The following is a 23530-nucleotide window of genomic DNA, read 5'->3' as shown; positions in this document are numbered from 1 at the left end:
GCCCAGAATTCCGTTGACCGGGCGCTGCCATTGTGCTGCGCTGCATCTTGACCATACGGTCAGAAAAAGATTCGCGACAGGGGGCACCGAGACCTCCGCGCAACAGGGAGATCGGCTATGACAGCACCGGGTGAAAACCTGCGGATCGATGGCGCGCGCCTCTGGGACAGCCTGATGGAAATGGCGAAGATCGGCCCCGGCATCGCCGGAGGCAACAACCGCCAGACCCTGACCGACGCCGACGCCGAGGGTCGCGCGCTGTTTCAACGCTGGTGCGAAGCGGCGGGGCTGCGCATGGGTGTGGACGAGATGGGCACAATGTTCGCCCGCCGCGAAGGCACCGACCCCGATGCGCTGCCGGTCTATGTCGGCAGCCACCTCGACACCCAGCCGACCGGCGGCAAATATGACGGCGTGCTTGGGGTGCTTGGCGGGCTCGAGGTGATCCGCACGCTCAATGATCTGAACATCAAGACCCGCCACCCGATCGTGGTGACCAACTGGACCAACGAAGAGGGCACCCGCTTTGCCCCCGCCATGCTCGCCTCGGGGGTGTTTGCCGGGGTGATCGATCAGGACTTCGCCTATTCCCGCAAGGATGCCAAGGGCCTGAGCTTTGGCGACGAGCTGAAGCGCATCGGCTGGGTCGGCAGCGAAAAGGTTGGTGCGCGCAAGATGCATGCAATGTTCGAGCTGCACATCGAACAGGGGCCGATCCTTGAAGCCGAGGGCAAGGAGATCGGCGTGGTCACCCACGGGCAGGGGCTGCGCTGGATCGAATGCACGGTGGTGGGCAAGGGCCAGCACACCGGCAGCACGCCAATGCGGATGCGCCGCAACGCGGGGCGGGGCCTCGCGCAGATCACCGAACTCGTGCACGAGATCGCCATGAAGCACCAGCCAAACGCGGTGGGCGCCATCGGGCATATCGACGTCTACCCCAACTCGCGCAACATCATCGCCGAAAAGGTGGTGTTCACCATCGACTTCCGCAGCCACGAGTTGGACACGCTCGAGGGCATGGTGGCCGAATTGAACGCCCGCGCGCCGGGCATTTGCGAGGCCTTGGGGCTGAGCTTTGAAAGTGAAATCGTCGGCCAGTTCAACCCGCCGGCCTTCGATCCGGTACTGGTCGGCCGCGTGCGCGCGGCGGCGGAAAAGCTCGGCTACAGCCACATGGACATCATCTCGGGCGCAGGCCACGACGCCTGCTGGATCAACCGCGTCTATCCGACCACGATGATCATGAGCCCCTGCGTCGATGGGCTGAGCCACAACGAGGCGGAAGAGATCAGCCCGGACTGGGCGTCGAAAAGCGTCGATGTGCTGCTGCACGCGGTGCTGGAGACGGCGGAGGTTGTTTCCTGAGGCGAGGCCGGGGGGCGCTGCCCCCGGACCCCCGGGGTATTTGGACGAAGAAGAAGCAGCGCAGGCTGCGAACAGGGAGAAGCCGATGTCGACTGTCATCAAGAACGGAACCATCGTCACCGCTGACCTCACCTACAAAGCCGATGTGCTGATCGAGGCCGGGCGGATTGCCGCGATCGGGCAGGGGCTCACAGGGGCAAAGGTGCTCGACGCCACGGGTTGCTATGTCATGCCGGGCGGGATCGATCCGCATACGCACCTCGAAATGCCGTTCATGGGCACCTATTCGAGCGATGATTTCGAATCCGGCACCCGCGCGGCCTTGGCGGGGGGCACCACGATGGTGGTGGATTTCGCGCTGCCCTCGCCCGGTCAGGGGCTGATGGACGCGCTGAAGATGTGGGACAACAAGTCCACGCGGGCCAATTGCGATTATTCCTTCCACATGGCGGTGACATGGTGGGGGCAGCAGGTGTTCGACGAGATGGCCGAGGTGGTGGACCGCGGCATCACCACCTTCAAGCATTTCCTTGCCTACAAGGGTGCCTTGATGGTCAACGACGATGAGCTTTACGCGAGCTTCCGCCGTTGCGCCGCCCTCGGCGCGCTGCCGCTGGTGCATGCCGAAAACGGCGATGTGGTGGCGGAACTTTCTGCGCAATTGCTGGCCGCAGGCAATACCGGCCCCGAGGCGCATGCCTATTCCCGCCCGCCGCAGGTGGAAGGCGAGGCGACCAACCGCGCGATCATGATAGCCGACATGGCCGGGGTGCCGCTTTATGTGGTGCATACCTCGTGCGAGGACAGCCACGAGGCCATTCGCCGCGCCCGCCAGCAGGGCAAGCGGGTTTGGGGCGAGCCGCTGATTCAGCACCTCACACTCGATGAAAGCGAATATTTCAACGCCGATTGGGACCATGCGGCGCGGCGCGTGATGTCGCCGCCGTTCCGTTCCAAACACCATCAGGACAGCCTCTGGGCAGGGCTGCAATCGGGCAGCCTCTCGGTGGTGGCGACCGATCACTGCGCCTTTACCACCGAGCAAAAGCGGTTCGGCAAGGGCGATTTCACCAAGATCCCGAACGGCACCGGCGGCCTTGAGGACCGGATGCCGATGCTCTGGACGCATGGGGTGCGCACCGGGCGGATCACCATGAACGAATTCGTGGCGGTGACCTCGACCAACATCGCCAAGATCCTCAACTGCTACCCGCAGAAGGGCGCGATTCTGGTGGGGGCAGATGCCGATATCGTGGTCTGGGACCCTGCGGCGAGCAAGACCATCAGTGCCAAGACGCAGCAATCGTCGATCGATTACAACGTGTTCGAGGGCAAAGAGGTGACGGGCCTGCCGCGCTACACGCTGACCCGCGGCAAGCTGGCGGTGAGCGAGGGCAAGGTGCAGACCGAGGAAGGCCATGGCGCATTCGTGCCGCGCGCGCCGGGGCAGGCGGTGAATGCCGCGCTGTCGACCTGGAAGGAACTGACAGCACCGAGGCCGGTGCAGCGTGGCGGCATTCCGGCGAGCGGGGTTTGAATTGAAAGACCTGAGCGCAGAGACGGTGATCGAGGCGAAGGGCGTCGGGCTGGTGTTCCAGACCGATGACGGGCCAGTTGAGGCGCTCAAGGGTATCAGCCTGAAGATCGGGCGGGGCGAATTTGTCAGCTTCATCGGGCCTTCGGGCTGCGGCAAGACCACGTTTCTGCGCGCCATCGCGGCGCTGGAACACCCGACCGCGGGCAGCCTGACGGTGAACGGCATGGCACCGGACGAGGCCCGGCGGAAGCGCGCCTATGGCTATGTGTTTCAGGCGGCGGGGCTTTACCCCTGGCGCACGATTGCCGGAAACGTGCAACTGCCGCTGGAAATCATCGGGTTTTCGCGCGCCGAGCGGGCCGAGCGGGTGGCGCGGGTGCTGAAGCTGGTGGACCTTGACGGCTTCGGCAAGAAGTTTCCATGGCAATTGTCTGGTGGCATGCAGCAGCGCGCCAGCATTGCCCGCGCGCTCGCCTTTGATGCCGACATCCTGTTGATGGACGAACCCTTTGGCGCGCTGGATGAGATCGTGCGCGACAGGCTCAATGAGGAGTTGCTGAAGCTTTGGGCGGAAACCGGCAAGACCATCGGCTTTGTCACCCATTCGATCCCCGAGGCGGTGTATCTTTCGACGAAGATCGTGGTGATGTCGCCCCGACCGGGGCGCATTACCGATGTGATCGAAAGCACGCTGCCGCGTGTGCGCCCACTCGACATTCGCGATTCGCCCGAGTTTCTGGCGATTGCGCATCGGGTGCGCGAAGGCTTGCGCGCGGGGCATGCCTATGACTGAGCGCAACAAGCGGGGGCCGCGGCGATGAAATCCGTGCTGCCGATTCTGACCGTGCTGATGGCGCTCGTGGTGCTTTGGTATGGCGCGACGGTTCTGCTCAATGCGCAGTGGACGCGCGATCAGGCGGCGCGGGCAGGGGTGGAGGTGGGATTCTCCGAGATTCTGCGCGATACGCTTTCCCAGACCCGCCCGAAGCTGCCCGCGCCGCATCAGGTGGTGGCGGAGTTGTGGCAGAGCACCTGGATGGAAGAGGTCTACGGCCGGCGCGGTATCGTGCAGAGCGGGACGCTTTCGAACCGCAGCCTGATCTACCATGGCTGGGTGACGTTGAGCGCCACAATGCTCGGTTTTGCCTTTGGCACCGGGCTTGGCATTCTGCTTGCCGTCGGCATCGTGCATTCGAAGGCGATGGACCTGAGCGTGATGCCCTGGGCGATTGCCAGCCAGACGGTGCCGATACTTGCAATTGCGCCAATGGTTATTGTGGTGCTGGCCTCAATCGGCATCAAGGGGTTGATTCCAAAGGCGATCATCGCGGCTTACCTGAGCTTCTTTCCGGTGCTTGTGGGCATGGTCAAGGGCTTTCGCGCGCCGGATGCGATGCAGCTTGACCTGTTGAAAACCTATAACGCAAGCCGGGTCGGCACCTTCTGGCGGCTGCGGCTGCCCTCGTCGGTGCCCTATCTTTTTGCCTCGCTGAAGGTCGGCATTGCGGCGGCGCTGGTCGGCACGATTGTTGGTGAACTGCCTGCGGGGGCTTCTGCCGGGCTTGGGGCGCGGCTGCTTTCGGGCAGCTATTACGGGCAGACGATCCAGATCTGGGCGGCACTGCTGGCGGCGGCAACATTGGCGGCGGGGTTGGTGATGATCGTCGGGGCGGTCGAGCGCGTGGTGTTGGGGCGGATGGGGATGCGGGCATGATCTGGGCCTGGGGCGCATTGGCATTCTGGCTTGCGGCGACGCTGGTCAACGGCTGGCTGGCGCAGAACCATGGCCGCAACCGCGCGGTGCGGCTGTTCATTCCGGCGCTCTTCGGGGTCACGCTGCTCTTGATCTGGGAGGGCATGGTGCGCGGCCTTGGGGTAAGCCCGGTGATCCTGCCGCCACCATCGATGATTGGTTCGCGCATTGCCGAAAGCCTGCCGGTGCTATGGGTCGATTTCAGCCAGACCATCCTCAAGGGCGCGCTTTCGGGCTACCTCATCGGCTGTGGTGCTGCGGTGGCAGTGGCGGTGCTGATCGACCGCAGCCCGTTTCTGCAACGCGGGTTGTTGCCGGTGGGCAATTTCGTGGCGGCCTTGCCGATCGTTGGGATCGCGCCAATTCTGGTCATGTGGTTCGGCTTTGACTGGCAATCGAAATCCGCCGTGGTGGTGGTGATGGTGTTCTTTCCGGTGCTGGTAAACATGGTCGCCGGGCTGAAGGCGACCGATGTGCTGCAGCGCGACCAGATGGCGACCTGGTCGGCAAGCTACTGGCAGGGGCTGGCCAAGATGCGGTTTCCGGCGGCGATGCCGTTTCTTTTCAACGGGCTGAAAATTGCGACCACTTTGGCGCTGATCGGCGCTATCGTTGCCGAGTTTTTCGGCAGCCCGACACGCGGCATGGGGTTTCGCATATCGACCGCCGTCGGGCAGCTTGATCTGCCGCTCGTCTGGGCCGAGATTGCGGTGGCGGCGCTTGCCGGTTCGGCTTTCTACGGGCTGGTGGCATTGATAGAGAAGGGGGTCACCTTCTGGCACCCCTCGCAACGGGGGCGGGCGTGAAATAACCGAAGGCCGGGGCAAACCCCGGCGCATCAACCAGGGAGACTAGAATGAATAGACTGATGACAAGCGCGCTGGCACTGACCGTGATGGCCGGTGCGGCGCAAGCGGCGGATGATGTGAAGCTGCAATTGAAGTGGGTGACGCAAGCGCAGTTCGCGGGTTATTATGTGGCGCTTGAAAAGGGCTTCTACGAGGCCGAGGGGCTGAATGTCACGATCATGGCAGGTGGCCCCGACATCGCGCCAACCCAGGTTATCGCCGGTGGCGGTGCCGATGTGGTGATCGACTGGATGCCGCCGGCGCTTGCGGCGCGCGAAAAGGGCCTGCCGCTGGTGAACATCGCGCAGCCCTTCAAATCCTCGGGGATGATGCTGACCTGCCTTGCCGAGACCGGCATCACGGCACCGGCAGATTTCAAGGGGCATACGCTTGGCGTGTGGTTCTTTGGCAACGAATACCCGTTCCTCAGCTGGATGAGCACGCTCGGGCTTTCGACTGCGGGCGGGGCCGATGGCGTGACCGTGCTCAAGCAGGGTTTCAACGTCGATCCTCTGCTGCAAAAGCAGGCGGACTGCATTTCGACCATGACCTATAACGAATACTGGCAGGTGATCGATGCGGGTATCGCGCCCGATCAGCTGGTGACCTTCAAATACGAAGATCAGGGCGTGGCGACGCTGGAGGACGGGCTTTATGTGATGGAGGCGAACCTTGCCGACCCGGCTTTCGTCGACAAGATGGTGCGTTTTGTTCGGGCTTCGATGCTGGGCTGGAAATACGCCGAGGCGAACCCGGATGAGGCGGCGATGATCGTGCTCGACAATGACGAGACCGGCGCGCAGACCGAAGCCCACCAGAAACGGATGATGGCCGAGGTGGCGCGGCTGACGGCGGGCTCGAACGGGGCGCTTGATCCGGCCGATTTCGACCGCACCGTGGCCACGCTGATGGCGGGCGGCTCGGACCCGGTGATTACCGCGCTGCCGGTCGGGGCCTGGACCCACATGATTACCGATCTGGCGCTGAAATAAGCTTTGGTGCCACGAAAGCCTCAGGCGCGCGCCGCAGGGCGCGCGCCTTTTGCACTCTGGTGCAAATTCGTGCGCCAGACAAAAAGCTGTGCTAGACTTCGCTTGTCCCCGACAAGCGGGACCACGACAAGGGAGGGAAGGCATGACGAAACTGTTTGGTTCCCACATGGTTGGGCGTGTGCTGCGTGTGGCGACGGTGATCGCGTTGGCGGTCAGCGTATCGGGCTGCGGCGTGATCTGAAAATCTGACGGCCCCGTGCCGCAGGCGGCTGCACGCGCTTCGGCGCGTGTGGTCGGCTTGGGCGCAATGGCGAAGGCTGACCGGGGCAGGCGGCGCTGCGGTAATGGTGCTGTCGTGAAGTGCTTTGATCTCGGCTGATAATTCTGTAAATTCGCGGGCGAAGGAGACCGCCTTGGCCCGCACACCACTGACCGGCACCCGGATTCGGGAGCGGCGCACCGCGCTGGCGGTGCGGCAGGCGGATCTGGCGCGGGCGTCGGGCATATCGCCCGCCTATCTCAACCTGATCGAACACAACCGCCGCCGTGTCGGCGAGGCGCTGCTGGTGCGGATCGCGGCGGCGCTGGGGCTTGATCTGGAAACGCTTTCGGAAGGCGCAGAGGCGGCGCTTTTTGATTGGCTGCGCGAGGCGGCAAGCGCGCAGGGCCGCGCCGCAACCGCGGCCGAAACCGAACGCATTGAGGAATTCGTCGGCCGGTTTCCGGGCTGGGCCGCGCTGCTTGCCGACCGGCAGGCGCGGGTGGCGGCGCTGGAACGCACGGTCGAGGGGTTTTCCGACCGGATGGCGCAGGACCCGTTTCTGGCCACCACGCTGCACGAGGTGCTCTCGGCGATAACCTCGCTGCGCTCGACCGCAGCAATTCTGGTGGAAAGCGATGCCATAGACCCCGCCTGGCGCAGCCGTTTTCACCGCACCATCCATGAGGAGAGCCTGCGATTATCGAATACCGCCGAGGCGCTGGTGGGGTATCTCGACACGCTGGATGAGGCGGAATCGGGGCTGTCATCGCCGCAAGAAGAAGTCGAGGCCTGGCTGGCGGCCCTGGGGTTTCATCTTGCGGCGCTGGAAACAGCGCGCCCGCCCGAACCCGCAGCGTTGATTGCCGGGGTGGCCGAGCTTGCCAGTTCGGCGGCGCGCAAACTGGCTGCCGGGCATATCGCGCGCGCTCAAGCCGATGCGCAGGCGCTGCCGCTCAAGCCATTCCTGCATGCGCTTGGGGAGGACGGGGCAGAGCCGGCCCGCCTTGCCGCGCGTTTTGGCGTGCCCTTGCCGCAGGTGTTTCGCAGGCTGGCAAGTCTGCCAGTTGCCGCGGGGCCTTCGCCGGTGGGGCTGGTGGTGTGCGATGGCTCGGGCAGTTTCACCTTTCGCCGCCCGATGCCCGGATTTGCCGTGCCGCGATTTGGTGCGGGCTGCCCGCTCTGGCCGCTTTACGAGGCGCTGAGCCGACCGATGCAGCCAATTCGCGCCGTAATCGAAATGGCCGGGCGGGTGCCACAACGGTTTCTGACCTACGCAATCTGCCAGCCGGTGGTGCCAGGCGAATTCGACCGGCCACTGGTGCTTGAGGCAACCATGCTGGTGTTGCCTGCCCCCGCCGAGCGGAGCCAGCCCGCGCGCCCGGTGGGTGTCGCCTGCCGGATCTGCCCGCGTATCGCCTGTTCGGCGCGGCGCGAGCCCTCGATTGTTGCCTGATGCGTCTTGCCTGCGCTTCGGGTTTTGACTTTCGCGCCCGGTGCCGTGATAGTCGGGCCATTCGGTCGGGCGGGGAGGCACGGTCCGGGATGCACGGCAAACATGTGGTCTTGATCGAGGACGAGCCAAATATCGCCGAGGCGATCAGATTCATATTGGCGCGTGTCGGCGCGCGGGTAACGCATCTTGCCACCGGCGCGGACGCGGTGGCGGTGCTGGCTGCCGAGCCACCCGATGTGCTGGTGCTCGATCTGATGCTGCCCGATCGCTCCGGCCTTGATATTCTGGCCGATCTGCGCGCCGAACCGGCGCTTGCGGCGTTGCCGGTGCTGATGCTTACCGCGCGCGGCCAGAGCCGCGACCGCGAGGCTGCCGAGCGGGCGGGTGCCAATGCCTTTCTGGCCAAGCCTTTCGCCAATTCCGATCTTCTGTCGGCGGTGCGCGCCCTGACCATGGGGGGTGCCTGATGCCGCATACGCAACCGCTGTTTTTGGCGCGGCGTTCCTATCGGCGGCGGCGGATGATGGATGCGGTGCGGCTTCTGCCCGGCTTTGGCGCGGTGCTGATCATGTTGCCGCTGCTCTGGCGCACCGCCGAAACGCCCGAACCCGACACGGCAGAGGGTCTCGTCTATCTCTTTGCGGTCTGGGTGCTGTTGATCGCAGCGGCTTTCGCCTTGTCGCGCGGGCTGGCCCCGGCTTTGCTGGTGCCCGAGGAACCGGTCAGCCCCGAGGCGGGCGAGCCGGGCGAAAACAGCGGCGAGGCAGGCTGAGCGATGCCCTTCAATGTCCTTGTCGCGGTATCCTTGCTCTATGTCGGGTTGCTGTTCGGCGTCGCATTTGTGGCCGAACGGCGGGCACGGGGCGGCAGCGCGGTCTGGCTGCGCACGCCGCTGGTCTATACGCTGTCGCTGTCAATCTATTGCACCGCCTGGACGTTTTATGGCGCGGTCGGCTATGCGGCGCGTTCGGGGCTGGAGTTCCTGACCATCTACCTTGGCCCGACGCTGGTTTTTGTCGGCTGGTGGTGGATTTTGCGCAAACTGGTGCGGATCGGGCGGGCACAGCGGGTCACCTCGATTGCTGACCTGATTTCAAGCCGCTACGGCAAATCGAACTTTCTTGGTGTAGTCGTGACGGTGATGGCGGTGTTGGCCGCAACGCCCTATATTGCGCTGCAATTGCAGTCGGTCACGCTGTCGTTCGGGGTTTTCGCCTCGGACACGCCCGAGGGTTGGGCGCTGCCCGACCAAGGTGCCACCGCGCTATGGGTTGCCGCCGGGCTTGCGCTTTTCACCATTCTGTTCGGCACCCGCAACCTCGATGCCAACGAACGCCACCACGGTATTGTCATGGCGATTGCGGTTGAGGCCGTGGTGAAGCTGATTGCGCTGCTGGCAGTGGGCATATTCGTGGTCTGGGGCGTCGCCGGCGGGGTGGCCGATATTCTGGCGCGGATCGGGGCCTCGCCGATTGCCGACTGGCCGCTGAAGCCGGGGCGCTGGGCGGGGCTGACCTTTGTTTCCGCCGCCGCGATTCTGACCCTGCCGCGGATGTTTCAGGTGATGGTGGTGGAAAACGCCGACGAGCGGCATGTGGCCACCGCAAGCTGGGCGTTTCCGCTTTACCTCATGCTGATGAGCCTTTTCGTGGTGCCGATTGCGGTGGTGGGGCTGGGGATCATGCCGCTGGGGTCGAACCCCGACCTTTTCGTGCTGACCATCCCCTTGTCGCAAGGGGCGGGAAAGCTGGCGCTGCTGGCGTTTCTGGGCGGCTTTTCCTCGGCGACCTCGATGGTGATCGTCGCTGCCATTGCGCTTTCGACCATGGTTTCCAACCATATCGTAACGCCGCTCTGGCTGGCGCTTCGGGTTGGCAGCGCGCGCGCACCGGGCGATGTGCGCGGCCTTGTGCTGATGTCGCGGCGGCTTTCGATCGGGGCGGTGCTGGCGCTTGGCTACACCTATTATCACCTGTCGGGCGGGTCGGCGGCGCTGGCGGCGATCGGGCTGATTTCCTTTGTCGGGGTCGCGCAGGTGCTGCCTGCCATGGTCGGCGGCATCTACTGGCGCGGGGCCACCCATATCGGGGCGGCGCTGGGGCTGATTACCGGCTTCTCGATCTGGCTTTATTGTTTGTTCCTGCCCTCGTTTGGCGAAGGCGGGCTGATTTCAGCGCGGGTGATGGCCGATGGGCTGTTCGGCATTTACTGGCTGCGCCCGCATGCGCTGTTCGGCATTACCGGGCTTGACCCGCTGTTGCATGCGCTTTTGTGGTCGATGCTGCTCAACACGGCGGCGTTTCTGATCGGGTCGCTGGCAAGTTTTCCCGGCCCGATGGAGCGGCTGCAAGGGGTCGCCTTCGTCAACATCTTTGATCAGACAAGCGGGCCGGGTGGCTGGGCGCGTTCGGCCGCAGAGGCGGAAGACCTCTTGTCGATGTCGCAGCGGATTCTGGGGCCTGAAGAGGCGCAAAGGTTTTTTCAGGCGCAGGCAGCGGCGCAGGGCAAGCTTGGCTATCTGCCCGACCCGACGCCCGATTTCATCGCTCGGCTGGAGCGTCAGCTTGCCGGATCGGTGGGTGCGGCCACCGCGCATGCGATGATTTCGCAGCTATCTGGCGGTGCTACGGTTTCGGTGCAGGACCTGATTGCGGTTGCAGGCGAAGCCCAGCAGATCAAGGAATACTCGGCGCAGCTTGAGGCCAAGTCGGAAGAACTGGCGCGAACCGCGCGGGCGCTGCGCGAGGCGAACGACAAGCTGACCGGGCTGAGCGTGCAGAAAGATGCGTTTCTGAGCCAGATCAGCCACGAATTGCGCACCCCGATGACCTCGATCCGGGCATTTTCCGAGATATTGATGGAAACCGATCTGCCCGACGAGATGCGCAGCAAATACGCGGGCATCATTCATGACGAGACCCGGCGGCTGACCCGGCTGCTAGATGACCTGCTCGACCTCTCGGTGCTGGAAAACCGCAAGGTGCAGCTGACAATCGGCGTTGCCAACCTGCATGACATCATCACCAAGGCAGTCACCTCTGCCTCGAACACCCGGCCAGAGCGGGTTTTCGTGGTGCAGCGCGACGCCAGCGCCGAGCATATGCCGGTGTTCACCGACACTGACAGGCTGTTGCAGGTGTTCATCAATCTGGTGTCGAATGCGCGCAAGTACTGCGACGCCGAGCGCGCGGTGCTGCGCATCGAGGTGAAAAAGCGCGGTGGCTTTGTGGAGGTCGATTTCATCGACAACGGGGCCGGGATTCCGAAAACCTCGCAAGCGCTGATCTTCGAGAAATTCGCCCGCCTGACCGATACCAGCCACGCAGGCGGTGCCGGGCTTGGGCTGGCGATCTGCCGCGAGATCATGGCCAATCTGGGCGGCAGCATCGACTATATCCCCGGCCAGGGCGGGGCCGCCTTCAGGGTGCGGCTGCCGCTGAAGCGGTCCGGCTGAGCGCGCCCTTAGCCGGGGCGCGCGACAAGGCTGCGGTCAAGTGCTGCAAGCCAGTTTTCATGGCAGAGTTTGCGCATCAGCGGGCCGTTGATGCCATGCGCTTCAAGTGCGGCTTGCAGCGGCAGCAGCCCCTCGACGCCGCCGATGTCGCGCGGCGTGGTGGCACCGTCGAAATCGGAGCCGAAACCGACGCGATTTTCGCCAAGCTTCGAAATCAGATGGTCAAGGTGGCGCAGCAGCGGTTCCAGTGTCATCTGGTTCGACTTGCGCCCGTCGGGGCGCAGGAACACGGTAGCGAAGTTCAGGCCCACCATGCCGTCGCTTTCGGCGATCATCGCCAGTTGCCGGTCGGTGAGGTTGCGCGTGCTCGGGGTTACCGCATGGGCGTTGGAATGGGTTGCCACCAGCGGCGCGGTCGAAAGCGCCGCGACGTCGTTGAAGCCCGATTCGTTGAGGTGCGACAGATCGAGCATGATGCCGAGCGCGTTGCATTCGCGCACCAGCCGCTTGCCTGCCTCGGTCAGGCCGGGGCCGGTATCGGGCATCCCCGGAAAGCGGAAGGGCACGCCGTGGCCAAAGATTGTCGGGCGCGACCAGACCGGGCCGATGCTGCGCAACCCGATGGCGTGGAAGCTGTGCAGCGCGTCGAGCGCCGGGTCGATCGCCTCGGCCCCCTCCATGTGCATGATCGCGGCAATCGTGCCCTGCGCCAGGCAGGCGCGCACCTCTGCCGCCGAGCGGCAGATCTTGAAAGCACCCTTGGCGGCGCGCTCCATCCACATCAGATGCCCGGCCATCGCCAGCGCCACCGGTTGTGCTGCCTCGTGCCCGATCAGTTCGGGCAGCGGCAGATCGTAGGGCGGTGCGTCCATCAGCGCCTCGAAATCGGGTGAATCATGGGCTTCGGGCGAGGGGACATAAATGGCGAAAAAACCACCCGCAAAGCCTGCCTTGCGCATCCGTGGCAGATCAAGGTGGCCATCGCCGTCGCCGCTAAGCCAGACCTCGGCGCGCTTGTCGGGCGCGCGCAGCAGGCGCAGCAGAAAGTCGTTGTGGCCATCGAATACGGGGTAGGGCATGGAAATCCTCAGGGCGCGGCGCGGCTGAAACCTTCAGAGGCCGCGAGCAGGTTGCGGGTATAGTCTTGGCTCGCGCGGTGCGCCTGCAGATCGGCGCGGGCAAGTTCTTCCACCGCCTGTCCGTGCTGCATCACCATCAGCCTCTCACACATGTGCGAGACCACGGCAAGGTCGTGGCTGACCAGAATGTAGGTCAGGCCGCGTTCGCTGCGCAGGCGGTCGAGCAGGTTCAGCACCTCGGCCTGAATCGAGGCATCGAGCGCCGAAGTCGGCTCGTCGAGCAGCAGGATCTCGGGTTCGAGGATCAGCGCCCGCGCCACGGCAACCCGCTGGCGCTGGCCGCCGGAAAGCTGGTGCGGAAAGCGGAAGCGGAAGCCGTGGCCGAGACCGACATCATTGAGCGCACGTTCCACCCGCGCCTCGCGGTCGGAAAAGCCGTGAATGGCAAGCGGTTCCGACAGCACCTTGTCAACCGTGTGGCGCGGGTGCAGCGAGGCATAGGGGTCTTGAAACACCATCTGGGCGCGGCGGTAGAAAGCCGGTCGGCGTGGGGCGGTGAGGGTTTGCCCGTCAATGCGGATGCTGCCCGCCGAGGTGGGGGCAAGGCCGCAGATCGCGCGCAACACCGTTGATTTGCCCGAGCCGCTTTCACCGACGATGCCGAATGCCTCGCCTTCGGTAACCGAAAGCGAGACCCCGCGCACCGCGTGAACCGGGCCGAAGCGCACATGCAGGTCTGTTATGTCGATGAGTGGCATCAGCGCGCCCAGGCCTCGTCTCGTTGCAAGGTTGGCAGCGGGCGGGTGCCGCCGTCGATGCGCGGCAGGCACCCCATCAACCCGCGCGTATAGGGGTGCTTGGCCTGAGAAAGCTCGGCGGCACGCAGTTCCTCGACCACCCGGCCCGCATACATCACCAGCACCCTGTCGCAGAAGCTCGATACCAGCCGCAGATCGTGGCTGATGAAGATCAGCCCCATGCCGCGCGAGGTCACCAGGTCGTCGAGAATGCGCAGCACCTCGATCTGCACGGTCACATCAAGCGCCGAGGTCGGTTCATCGGCAATCAACAGGTCGGGCTCGGTGATCAGCATCATGGCGATCATCGCGCGCTGGCCCATGCCGCCCGAAAGTTCGTGCGGATAGGCGGCCATGACGCGGGCGGGATCGCGGATCTGCACCGCTTCCAGCATCGCCAGTGATTTGTCGCGGGCCTCGGCGCGGTTTGGGGTAATGCGCCGCGCCGCTTCAACCAGTTGCCGGTCAATGGTCATCACCGGGTTCAGGCTGAATTTGGGGTCCTGCATCACCATTGACATGCGGGCACCGCGCAATTTGCGCCATTGCGCGTGGCTGGCGTTTCGCAAATCGATGCCGTCAAATTCCAGCCGGTCGGCGGTGGCGGTTCCGCTGGTGGGCGTCAGCCCGAGAATGGCGCGCCCGGTCTGGCTTTTGCCCGAGCCGCTTTCGCCGACGATGCCAAGCCGTTCGCGCCCGAGCCGGAAGCTCACATCGCGCACCACGCGCTGCGGGCCGTGCCGCGAGGGGAAGGTGACGGAGAGGTTTTCGACGTTGAGCAGGGTCATTTCTGCGCCTTCGGGTCAAGGACATCGCGAAGGCCGTCGCCAAGGAAGTTGAAGCCGAGCGAGACCACGAAGATGGCAAGCCCCGGCATCGTGGCGACCCACCAATGGTCGAGAATGAAGCGCCGACCGCCAGCGATCATTGCGCCCCATTCGGGCTGCGGCGGTTGCGCGCCAAGGCCGAGGAAGCCGAGCCCGGCGGCGGTGAGAATGATCCCTGCCATGTCGAGCGTGACCCGCACGATCACCGAGGAAAGGCACAAGGGCACCACATGCCCCCAGATGATGCGCGCGGAATGCGCGCCTTGCAGGCGGATCGCGTCGATGTGGTCGGCGTTGCGGATGGTCAGGGTCTCGGCGCGCGCAAGCCGCGCATAGGGTGGCCAGGAGGTGATGGCGATGGCGATGATCGCGTTCTCGATGCCCGGGCCGAGTGCGGCCACAAAGGCCAGCGCCAGGATCAGGCGGGGGAAGGCAAGGAAGATGTCGGTTAGCCGCATCAGCACCGTATCGACCCAGCCGCCGTAGTAGCCCGCCGTGGTGCCGACCAGAAGCCCGATCGGCGTGGCGATGACCGCCACCAGCGCCACTACCAGAAGCGTGATCCGCGAGCCGTGGAGGATGCGGCTAAGAATGTCGCGGGCCTGGTCGTCGGTGCCCAACAGGTGCTGCCACGAGGGCGAAAGCAGCCGCTCGGTGCGCAGATCGCCGCCGACGATCGGGTTATAGGGAGATATGAACGGTGCCAGCAGCGCCACCGCCACCAGCGCCAGCACGATGCCAAGCCCGATCATCGCCAGCCGGTTGCGCCGGAAGGCAAGCCAGGTGCGGTAGCTTTGCCCAAGCCGCGCCTGACGGCGCGAGGCGGGCTGTTCGGTCAAAAGCCATTCGCGCGTGCTCATCTGCGGCGCACCCTCGGATCAAGCAGTGTATAAAGCAGGTCTGAAAGCAGGTTCAGCCCGACGAAGATAGCGCCGATCACCAGCGTGCCGCCCAGCACCGCGTTCATGTCGGCATTTTGCAGGCTGTTGGTCAGATACTGCCCGAGGCCTGGCCAGGCGAAGACGGTTTCGGTCAGCACCGATCCTTCCAGCAGTCCGGCATAGGAAAGCGCCACCACGGTCACCAGCGGCACCGCGGCGTTGCGCAGGGCATGCACCCAGATGATGCGCCATTCGGCCACGCCCTTCACCCGGGCGGTGATGACATATTCCTGCGCAAGCTCTGCCAGCATGAAGCTGCGGGTCATCCGGCTGATATAGGCGAGCGAGTAATAGCCCAGAAGCGAGGCGGGCAGGATGATATGCGAGAAGGCGTTGCGGAAGGCACCCCACTGGCCCTGCATGGCGCTGTCGAGCAGCATCAGGCCGGAGCGCGAGGTGATGGAATACTCAAAACCGATGTCGATCCGCCCCGGCCCAGCCACCCAGTGCAGGCGGGCGTAGAACACCAGCAGGCCCAGCAGGCCGAGCCAGAAGATCGGCGCGGAATAGCCGATCAGCCCGACCACGCGCACGATCTGATCGCTGAGCCGACCCTGCCGCACCGCGGCGAGCACGCCAAGCGGGATGCCGAAGGAGGTACCGATGAGAATGGCGACCGTGGCCAGTTCCAGCGTCGCCGGGAATACCCGGGCGATATCATCAATGATCGGCTTCTTGGTAAGGAAACTGGTGCCGAGGTCGCCCGAGAGGATCTTTTGCAGGTAGATCCAGAATTGTTCGTATAGCGGCTTGTCGAGCCCGAGCTCGATGAAAACCCGGTCATATACCGATTGCGAGGCGCGGTCGCCGATGACCGCAAGCACCGGGTCCACCGGCACCACGCGCCCGATAAGGAAGGTGACGAGCAAAAGCCCAAGAAAGGTCAGCGCCACGCTGGCGAAGATCTTGACCAGCTTCCAGGCGAGTGCGGGAAGGGCACCGCGGTGCCCTTCCCCTGAAGTCGTGTCGACCATTATTTGGTCACGGCCCGGAACGAGTTGTCGTTGAACGACGGCCCGACCACATAGCCTTGCACATTGGCGCGTCGCGCCATGACCTCGATTTCCTGGAACATGATGATGAAGGGCGAAGTCTGCTGATGTTCGGCCTGCAGGTCCAGATACATCTGGGCGCGTTTGCCGGCATCGGCTTCCAGCACTGCCGCGTCGGTTCTTGCGGTCATTTCCGGAATGTTCCAGGCGTTGCGCCAGGCGAGCGGTTTGGAGGTCGCGTCGTCGGCGTTGTTGGGGTTGCGCGCGAAGGTGTCGGCGTTGGTGTGCGGGTCCTGATAGTCGGGGCCCCAACGACCGATATAGATATCATGGTTGCGCGCGCGGTATTTGGTCAGCGTCTGCTGGCCGTCGCCTGGGATGATTTCAACGGTGATCCCGGCAAGTGCCATGGTTTGCTGGATAGCGGTGCCGATGGAGGTGATTTCATCGGTGTTGCGGGTATCCATCGTGACGGTAAAGCCGTTCGGATAGCCCGCCGCCGCCAGAAGTTCCTTGGCCTTGACGACATTGAGCGCAAACGGCGTGTCTTCCAGAGCGCCGAGGAAGCCGCGCGGCAGGAAAGCCTGATGCACGGTGACGCGGCCTTTCATGATGGTGTCGGCGATGGTGGCGTAGTCGATCAGGTATTTCATCGCCTGTCGGACTTCCGGAATGGCGAGGATCGGGTTTTTCTGGTTCAGCCCGAGGTAGTAGATCGAGCCTTTGACACCCGAATCAACCGCTAGACCGGGGTTCGCGGCCAGAACGTCGATGCTGTCGGCTGAAACGTTGCGGGCAATGTCGATGTCGCCCTGTTCCAGCAGCAGCCGCTGCGTTGCCGCCTCCGGTATGTGCCGGTAGATCGTGCGGGCCATCGCCGGGGTCGGGCCCGAGTAATTGTCGTTGCGCTCGAGCACCACGACTTCGTTGGCGCGCCATTCGCGGATGGTGAAGGCCCCCGACCCGGCATAGCCGGTTTTCAGCCAGTTGTAGCCAAAGTCGCCATCAACTGCATGTTCCATCGCCAGTTTTTCGTCAACGATGAAACCCACGGTGGCGGTCAGGCAGTAAAGAACCAGCGTCGGCGCATAGGCCTTGTCGATTTCGTATTCGAAGGTCATCGGCCCGGTTTGGCGAATCATCGCATCAACGTTGTCGGCGGTGAAGCCGAACTGGGTGAGGATGAAGGCGGGCGATTTGTCGAGCTTGACCGCGCGGCGCAGCGAGAACACCGCATCAGACGCGGTGATCGGGTTGCCCGAGGCGAATTTCAGACCGTCGCGGATGGTGAAGGTATAGGTCTTGCCGTCGGCCGAGATGTCCCATTTCTCGGCGACCACGCCGAAAATGTTCGACACGTCCTTCACGTCATAGCCGATCAGCCCCTGATAGGAGTTGCCGAGAATTTCGGAAGCGGTGAACTCGAACACTTCGGCAGGGTCGAGGCTGATGATGTCGTCAATCGCCCAGGCTTGAATCAGCGTATCGGGCGGCGTCGCGGCGCGGGCCGCGGGCGCGAACAGGCCCAGCGACGCAATGAGCGCGGCACCGACCAGTTTTGGAAGATGTTTCATGGATAACTCCCGTGTTGTTGGACGTTCATTCTGAATCCCGACCGCGCGGGGCGCGGTCGGAGCTGTCCATGCCACAGGTTAGCGCTGTCAGACCCGGAATTGTCAAGACGCCAGCACCGATCCGCGAGGCGGTGTCCGGCAGGCAGCCGACATGCCTTTTCGTCAGCCGTGTTTTCGTGCGGCAGGTGCCAGTTTCGGGCACCTTGCCAACCGTCGGGTGGCACAAACAAAGCGCGCCCCGCCCAAGCATTGAATTTTGTCGGGGAAGCGCGGATAAGGCGGAACTTTGCGAGGGTCAGGCGAAAGTGGCAGGGAACCGGTCAGGCGATGCGGAGCATGTTACCCCCCCCTTGTTGCGTGACACGATGACGGTTGAATTGCCGCAGCCCTGTCCGGTCTGTGAAGCAAAGGCGGCAGAGCCTTTGCTGGCCGTGGAAGGGCGCGCCTATTGGCGGTGCCCGGTTTGCGCGGCGCGCTTTCTCGACCCTGCCGCGCTGCCATCGCGCGAGGCGGAACTGGCGCACTATCTGCACCATGAAAACGACCCGTCGGATGCGCGCTATCGCCGGTTTCTGTCGAAACTGGCCGATCCGCTGCTGGCGCGCCTCGGGCACCGCTCAAGCGGGCTTGACTATGGATGCGGACCGGGGCCTGCGCTGGCGGCGATGCTGCGCGAGGCGGGGCATGCGGTGGCGCTTTATGACCCGTTCTTTGCGCCCGACCCGGCAGCTTTGGCCGCGACCTATGATTTTGTCACCTGCACCGAGGTGGCCGAGCATTTTCACCACCCGGCGGCGGAATTCGCGCGGCTGCGGGCGCTGGTCCGGCCCGGCGGCCGGCTGGCGCTGATGACCTGCTTTCAAACTGACGACTTCCGCTTTGCGGCCTGGCACTACCGCAAGGACCCGACCCATGTGGTGTTTTACCGCGAAGCTACATTTCGCCTGCTTGCCCATCGCTGGGGGTGGGCTTGCGAGGTGCCGGTCAAAGACGTGGTGCTGATGCAAAGACCGCTGGGGCAGGGGGCGCGGGAATGACAAGCTGGCTGCACGAAGAGCGGCTGGCGGCGGCACAGGCGGTTGTCGTCGGATCGGGTGCCAGCAGCGTGCTTGACCTTGGTTGCGGCGACGGCGATCTTTTCATTCGCCTTGCCAGAGAGCCGCAGATCACGCGGTTGGTCGGAATCGACCTCAGCCCGGAAGCGCTTGCGCGGTTGCGCGAGAGGCTGAAATCCGAAGCCCCCACGGCTTGCAGCATCGAGCTGCATCTCGCCTCGATGACCCGGTACGAGCGGCGCTTCGGGGGCTTTGATTGCGCGGTGCTGATCGAGACGATCGAACATCTGGAGCCCGAGAGCCTGTCGATGCTTGAACGGGCAGTCTTTGGCGGTATGCGCCCACGGCTGGTTGTGGTGACCACGCCAAATGCCGAATTCAACCCGCTGCTGGGGGTGCCGGCACACCGCTTCCGCCGCCCCGATCACCGTTTCGAATGGTCGCGCGAAAGGTTCGGGCGCTGGGCGCAGGGTGTGGCGGAGCGGAGCGGTTACAGTGTCAGCCGCCGCGATCTCGGCGGCGGCCACCCAGAGCTTGGGGGCGCAAGCCAGATGGCGGTTTTTCGCGCCCTCTAGCGTCAGCGTCAGCGTCAGCGGCAGCGGCTATCCAACCTGATTGTGGCGGCGCGCGATTTCTGCGGCGATCCAGCGATAAAGCCGTTCCATACCTTCGCGCAGCGGCGCTTTCGGCTCCCAGCCAAGCTTCGCGCGGATCAGCCGGTTGTCGGAATTGCGCCCGCGCACCCCGACCGGGCCGGGGGTATTGCGGATAGCGAGCGACTTGCCCGAAATGGCCACCGCCATGCGTGCCAGATCGTTGATGGTGATCATCTCTTCCGAGCCGATGTTGACCGGGCCGACGAAATCCGACCGCATCAGGCGCACCATCGCCTCGATGCAGGCGTCAATGTAAAGGAATGACCGGGTCTGCAAACCATCGCCCCAAACCTCGATCTCGCCTCCATCGGGGCAAAGGGCTACCTTGCGGCAAAGTGCGGCCGGGGCCTTTTCCTTGCCGCCCTCCCAACTGCCTTCCGGGCCGAAGATGTTGTGAAAACGGGCGATCCGGCATTCGACACCGTGGTTGCGCCGGTAGGCGAGGTAGAGGCGTTCGGAAAACAGCTTTTCCCAGCCATAATCGCTATCGGGGTTGGCGGGGTAGGCGCTGGCCTCGGTGCAATCGGGGTTATCGGGGTCAAGCTGATTGTGCTCTGGGTAGATGCAGGCGGAGGAGGAATAGAATATCCGCCCGACCCCGCGGGCCCGGCAGGTATCGAGCACATTGAGGTTTATCATCGCCGAGTTGTGCAGAATATCCGCGTCATGCGCGCCGGTGAACACATAGCCCGCCCCGCCCATGTCGGCAGCCAGTTGATAAACCTCGTCGAAGTTGCGGTCGATCACCGCGCGCACCAGGATCTGGTCGCGCAGATCGCCCAGCACGAAATCGTCTGCCTGGCTCGGGGCGTGCTCGTGCAGCTTCAGATCGACGCCGCGCACCCAGAAGCCCTCGCGCTTCAGCCGCTTGACCAGATGCCCGCCGATGAAGCCGCCAGCGCCGCAGACCAAAGCCGTTTTCATGGATGTTCTCCGCCCGGGTTGCCCCAGGGACATCCTGCACGGGCGAGGCCCGAAGTTCAAACGGCATCGGTCAAGGTGCGGTTGTGCAGGGCGCGGCGCAGCGATAGCTCTGGCGTAACCGCGATCGGCGCGGACCGGACATGCGATGTTGACAATCATGCCAGGGGGCGGGCTCTGCAACCGCCTTTATGCGCTGCACAGCGCGATCCGGCTCAGCGCCGATCTGGGCCGGCCGCTGCGGGTGTTCTGGCGGTTTGGCCCCGAGTTCGGGTGCCGGCTGGAAGACGTGATCGAGGTTCCGCCCGAGGTTGCGCAGATTTTCAGCTCTGATCGGCTGCACCGCAGCACCGGCAAACGCCTTGCGGAAAACTGGATGCGCCTGACGCAGCGGCCGCCGATTCTGGGCGCGCTACAGCCGCGCGAGGTTGAAGCGATGATCGCCGCAGGCTTCAACTTTCGCAGTCTCGGGCGACAAAAACATATAGCGATCCGGTCATGGAGCCTTTTCTACCCCGGCGAGGGCAATTTTTACCCGTTCCGCCCGGTGCCGCACCTGGCCGCGCGCGTCGCGGCGCTGACCGAAGGCTTTTCAACAACCGTCGGCGTGCATATCCGCCGCTCCGATCACAAGCCATCGATCGCACATAGCCCGACCGAACTGTTTCTGGCGCGGATGCGGCAACTGGTCGAGGAAGACCTGGACACCACGTTTTTTGTGGCCACCGATGCCGCTGACGAGATGGCGCGGCTTGAGGCGGCATTTCCCGGACGTATCCGTCGCGCGGCACCGCGAAGCCTTGCCCGCGACGCACGCGAAGGCATCGAAGGCGCAGTGGTCGATCTTTATGCGCTTGCGGCAACGCAGCGGGTGCTCGGCAGTTTTGCCTCGACCTTTTCGCACGCTGCCGGCAAGCTTGGCGGCATTCCTGTCGAGGTGATGGTGGCGAACCCGCCAGAAGTGATTGTCTGGTGAACGCGGACGCGTTGCCGCTGACACCTCACCCTGCCACCTGCTACGCCGGAGGGTCTTGCCTGCCGCGCCTTTCCAAGGCCGCTGCCGGGCGGGGTGAGCCTTCCATCACCCTTTGCACCCGGAAGCGGATCGGTTAAGCATCGGCAGCACTTCTTGAAGGACTTGGCCAATGGCTGTCAGCATGGTTTCCACCTTTCTCAAGCCGATGCACCCCGAAGGGCGGCGGTTTGTGGCGATTTCGGCGGCGGCGGCGGTGGTGCTCTGGTGGCTTTGGACGCCGCTTGGTTGGCTGGGGCTGGGGGTTACGGTCTGGGTCTATTACTTCTTCCGCGATCCGCCCCGCATCACGCCGCTGGGCGAGAGCCTGGTGATCAGCCCCGCCGATGGCGTGGTCAGCCTGCTTGAACCCGCCATTCCACCCGGGGAGCTGGCGCTTGGCAGCGCGCCGCTGACCCGAATCTCGATATTCATGAACGTGTTCAATTGCCATGTGAACCGCCTGCCGGTGGCCGGGCGGATTGCCGTGGTGGCCTATACGCCGGGCAAGTTCCTCAACGCCTCGCTCGACAAGGCCAGCGTCGATAACGAGCGCAACGGCGTAACCGTGGAAATGGCCGATGGCCGACGCATTGGCGTCGTGCAGATCGCCGGCCTGGTGGCGCGGCGGATCCTGTGCTTCGTGGCACCGGGGCAGGTGCTTGCCGCGGGCGAACGCTTTGGCCTGATCCGTTTCGGTTCGCGGCTTGATGTCTATCTGCCCGAAGGCGTGGCACCGCTGGTGGCAATTGGCCAAAGCATGATCGCGGGCGAGACGGTGCTGGCAGATCTTGCCGGAAACGCAAACCCGCGCCTTGGCGCGCAGCGATAGGGGGGCAGAGATGCGCGACCCGGAGGACCGCCGCAGCAGGGCCGAGCCGATGCCGTTTCTGCTGTTGTTGCCGAACCTCGTCACCATGGCGGGCATGTGCCTTGGCCTCACCGCGCTGCGCTTTGCCTTTGCCGGGCGGTTTGAGGCGGCGGCAGTTCTGATCTTGCTCGCGGCGGCGATTGACGGGCTTGACGGGCTGATCGCGCGGCGGCTGCGGGCAACCTCGAATTTCGGTGCCGAGCTTGACAGCCTCGCCGATTTTCTCAACTTCGGCGTGGTTCCGGGGTTGCTGATCTACGAATTCACCCTTGGCACCAAGGGCGAAGGGCTGGGGGCAGGCTTCGGCTGGGTGCTGGCGCTGGTCTATGTCAGCTGTGCCTGCCTGCGGCTGGCGCGCTTCAATGTCGCCCGCGCGGCACCGCCGACCGGCGGCAAGCCGTTCTTTACCGGTGTGCCTTCGCCGGCGGGTGCGATACTCGCGCTGCTGCCGCTGTTTGCCGATCGCGCCGGCATTCTCGATGCCACTGCGCAGCCGGTCATCCCGGCACTCTGGCTGGGGCTGGTGGGGGCGCTGATGATCAGCCGGATTCCGACCTTCTCGCCGAAAAGCCTGCGTGTCGAGCAGGGCAGGGTCGGGCTGGTGCTGGTCGGCACGGCGATTCTGGTGGGCATGCTCTTTACCCGATTCTGGCTGACCATGGTGGTGATCGACCTCGTCTATGCCGCGATGATTCTGCAAACCGTGGTCCGCCGCAGGGGCCGCGACCTCGGCTGATCGGCCGCAAGCGAGGCAGCGGCTGGCCGATTCTCGCGCCCGCGCGCGGCGCAGCGCTGGAACGGACCATTGCGCTTGCTGAAATACACAATGGTTACAAAGCTGTGCCACAAATCGGCTGGCGCGCGCATATTGCCTCTTGCGCAGCGCCGCCAGTCTCCGTAGAAAGCCCTTCACCGACGCAGCGCAGGTTGTGGCGGTGTGCTGCTGGTGCCAGACGGGACCACGGCAGACTACCAGAGGCGAAATGGCGGGTAGCGCTGCAATACTGCGCTGGCTGTGTGTTTTGTCTTCATGCTCTTTGACAACTAGATTTTACTGAAGAGATATGTGGGCGGTTTGGGTCGTATCGATGACTGGACGTTTGCATATCGGCCTACTAGGGCGCGAGCTCGATGATGT

The 23530-nt window shown here is 64.2% G+C and carries 22 protein-coding genes; 15 read left to right on the top strand and 7 right to left on the bottom strand.

From position 1 onward, the window contains the following. Positions 1–117: 117 nt before the first annotated feature. From Q8J98_RS14040 to Q8J98_RS13995, 10 genes are all read left to right on the top strand, one after another. Complete coding sequence (locus Q8J98_RS14040; protein WP_305294921.1) at positions 118–1368, top strand: Zn-dependent hydrolase; 1251 nt, start codon at positions 118–120, stop codon at positions 1366–1368. An 85-nt stretch (positions 1369–1453) separates the two neighbouring features. Further along, entirely contained in the window at positions 1454–2905 is a 1452-nt protein-coding gene (gene hydA, locus Q8J98_RS14035; RefSeq protein WP_305294920.1) for a dihydropyrimidinase, read from the top strand. Position 2906: 1 nt separating this feature from the next. Beyond that, the gene (locus tag Q8J98_RS14030; protein WP_305294919.1) at positions 2907–3698 is read left to right on the top strand and encodes an ABC transporter ATP-binding protein; all 792 of its coding nucleotides are present in this window, start codon (positions 2907–2909) and stop codon (positions 3696–3698) included. A 24-nt stretch (positions 3699–3722) separates the two neighbouring features. Next, positions 3723–4619, top strand: coding sequence for an ABC transporter permease (locus tag Q8J98_RS14025; RefSeq protein WP_305185723.1), 897 nt, complete (start codon positions 3723–3725; stop codon positions 4617–4619). After that, the gene (locus tag Q8J98_RS14020) at positions 4616–5464 is read left to right on the top strand and encodes an ABC transporter permease (RefSeq protein ID WP_305185722.1); all 849 of its coding nucleotides are present in this window, start codon (positions 4616–4618) and stop codon (positions 5462–5464) included. Before Q8J98_RS14025 ends, Q8J98_RS14020 begins: the two co-directional genes overlap by 4 nt. A gap of 50 nt (positions 5465–5514) precedes the next feature. Continuing rightward, on the top strand, positions 5515–6498 hold the full coding sequence (locus tag Q8J98_RS14015; protein WP_305185721.1) for an ABC transporter substrate-binding protein: 984 nt from the start codon (positions 5515–5517) through the stop codon (positions 6496–6498). Positions 6499–6911: 413 nt separating this feature from the next. Continuing rightward, positions 6912–8213: an XRE family transcriptional regulator gene (locus Q8J98_RS14010; protein WP_305294918.1), complete on the top strand. Its 1302-nt coding sequence runs from the start codon at positions 6912–6914 to the stop codon at positions 8211–8213. A gap of 89 nt (positions 8214–8302) precedes the next feature. After that, positions 8303–8680, top strand: coding sequence for a response regulator transcription factor (locus Q8J98_RS14005; RefSeq protein ID WP_305294917.1), 378 nt, complete (start codon positions 8303–8305; stop codon positions 8678–8680). After that, positions 8677–8985 carry a hypothetical protein gene (locus Q8J98_RS14000; RefSeq protein WP_370868021.1) on the top strand — a complete coding sequence of 103 codons (309 nt, stop codon included), beginning with the start codon at positions 8677–8679 and terminating at the stop codon, positions 8983–8985. The genes Q8J98_RS14005 and Q8J98_RS14000 overlap by 4 nt, the downstream gene beginning before the upstream one ends. A gap of 3 nt (positions 8986–8988) precedes the next feature. After that, positions 8989–11667 (top strand): ATP-binding protein, encoded by a 2679-nt coding sequence (locus Q8J98_RS13995; protein ID WP_305294916.1) that lies wholly within the window; start codon positions 8989–8991, stop codon positions 11665–11667. Positions 11668–11675: 8 nt separating this feature from the next. Here the strand turns inward: Q8J98_RS13995 and Q8J98_RS13990 are convergent, their stop codons facing one another. The 6 genes from Q8J98_RS13990 to Q8J98_RS13965 are packed head-to-tail and all read right to left on the bottom strand — an operon-like array spanning position 11676 to position 17877. After that, on the bottom strand, positions 11676–12746 hold the full coding sequence (locus Q8J98_RS13990; protein WP_370868096.1) for a dipeptidase: 1071 nt from the start codon (positions 12744–12746) through the stop codon (positions 11676–11678). 8 nt (positions 12747–12754) lie between these two features. Continuing rightward, on the bottom strand, positions 12755–13504 hold the full coding sequence (locus tag Q8J98_RS13985) for an ABC transporter ATP-binding protein (protein WP_305294915.1): 750 nt from the start codon (positions 13502–13504) through the stop codon (positions 12755–12757). Then, the gene (locus tag Q8J98_RS13980; protein ID WP_305294914.1) at positions 13504–14331 is read right to left on the bottom strand and encodes an ABC transporter ATP-binding protein; all 828 of its coding nucleotides are present in this window, start codon (positions 14329–14331) and stop codon (positions 13504–13506) included. Before Q8J98_RS13980 ends, Q8J98_RS13985 begins: the two co-directional genes overlap by 1 nt. Next, positions 14328–15230, bottom strand: a complete 903-nt coding sequence (locus Q8J98_RS13975; protein ID WP_305294913.1) for an ABC transporter permease — start codon at positions 15228–15230, stop codon at positions 14328–14330. The genes Q8J98_RS13980 and Q8J98_RS13975 overlap by 4 nt, the downstream gene beginning before the upstream one ends. Continuing rightward, positions 15227–16288, bottom strand: coding sequence for an ABC transporter permease (locus tag Q8J98_RS13970; RefSeq protein ID WP_370868020.1), 1062 nt, complete (start codon positions 16286–16288; stop codon positions 15227–15229). Before Q8J98_RS13970 ends, Q8J98_RS13975 begins: the two co-directional genes overlap by 4 nt. Continuing rightward, positions 16285–17877: an ABC transporter substrate-binding protein gene (locus tag Q8J98_RS13965; RefSeq protein WP_305294912.1), complete on the bottom strand. Its 1593-nt coding sequence runs from the start codon at positions 17875–17877 to the stop codon at positions 16285–16287. Before Q8J98_RS13965 ends, Q8J98_RS13970 begins: the two co-directional genes overlap by 4 nt. A 365-nt stretch (positions 17878–18242) precedes the next feature. Between Q8J98_RS13965 and Q8J98_RS13960 the strand changes: the two genes are divergently transcribed. Further along, entirely contained in the window at positions 18243–18914 is a 672-nt protein-coding gene (locus Q8J98_RS13960) for a class I SAM-dependent methyltransferase (protein WP_305294911.1), read from the top strand. Beyond that, positions 18911–19507, top strand: coding sequence for a methyltransferase domain-containing protein (locus tag Q8J98_RS13955; RefSeq protein WP_305294910.1), 597 nt, complete (start codon positions 18911–18913; stop codon positions 19505–19507). The genes Q8J98_RS13960 and Q8J98_RS13955 overlap by 4 nt, the downstream gene beginning before the upstream one ends. Positions 19508–19534: 27 nt before the next feature. Here the strand turns inward: Q8J98_RS13955 and Q8J98_RS13950 are convergent, their stop codons facing one another. Then, positions 19535–20512: an NAD-dependent epimerase/dehydratase family protein gene (locus Q8J98_RS13950; protein ID WP_305294909.1), complete on the bottom strand. Its 978-nt coding sequence runs from the start codon at positions 20510–20512 to the stop codon at positions 19535–19537. A gap of 145 nt (positions 20513–20657) precedes the next feature. Here Q8J98_RS13950 and Q8J98_RS13945 point away from each other — a divergent pair, with 145 nt between their 5' ends. From Q8J98_RS13945 to Q8J98_RS13935, 3 genes are all read left to right on the top strand, one after another. Then, entirely contained in the window at positions 20658–21485 is an 828-nt protein-coding gene (locus tag Q8J98_RS13945) for a hypothetical protein (RefSeq protein ID WP_305294908.1), read from the top strand. 169 nt (positions 21486–21654) lie between these two features. Next, complete coding sequence (locus tag Q8J98_RS13940; RefSeq protein ID WP_305294907.1) at positions 21655–22353, top strand: phosphatidylserine decarboxylase; 699 nt, start codon at positions 21655–21657, stop codon at positions 22351–22353. Positions 22354–22363: 10 nt separating this feature from the next. Beyond that, on the top strand, positions 22364–23128 hold the full coding sequence (locus tag Q8J98_RS13935; RefSeq protein ID WP_305294906.1) for a phosphatidylcholine/phosphatidylserine synthase: 765 nt from the start codon (positions 22364–22366) through the stop codon (positions 23126–23128). Positions 23129–23530 lie beyond the last annotated feature (402 nt).

Origin of the sequence: Phaeovulum sp., from assembly GCF_030684035.1 — a bacterium.
Classification (GTDB): Bacteria; Pseudomonadota; Alphaproteobacteria; order Rhodobacterales; family Rhodobacteraceae; genus UBA6213.
Note: the sequence above shows the minus strand (reverse complement) of the source record. Positions and strands in the feature narration are given on the sequence as shown.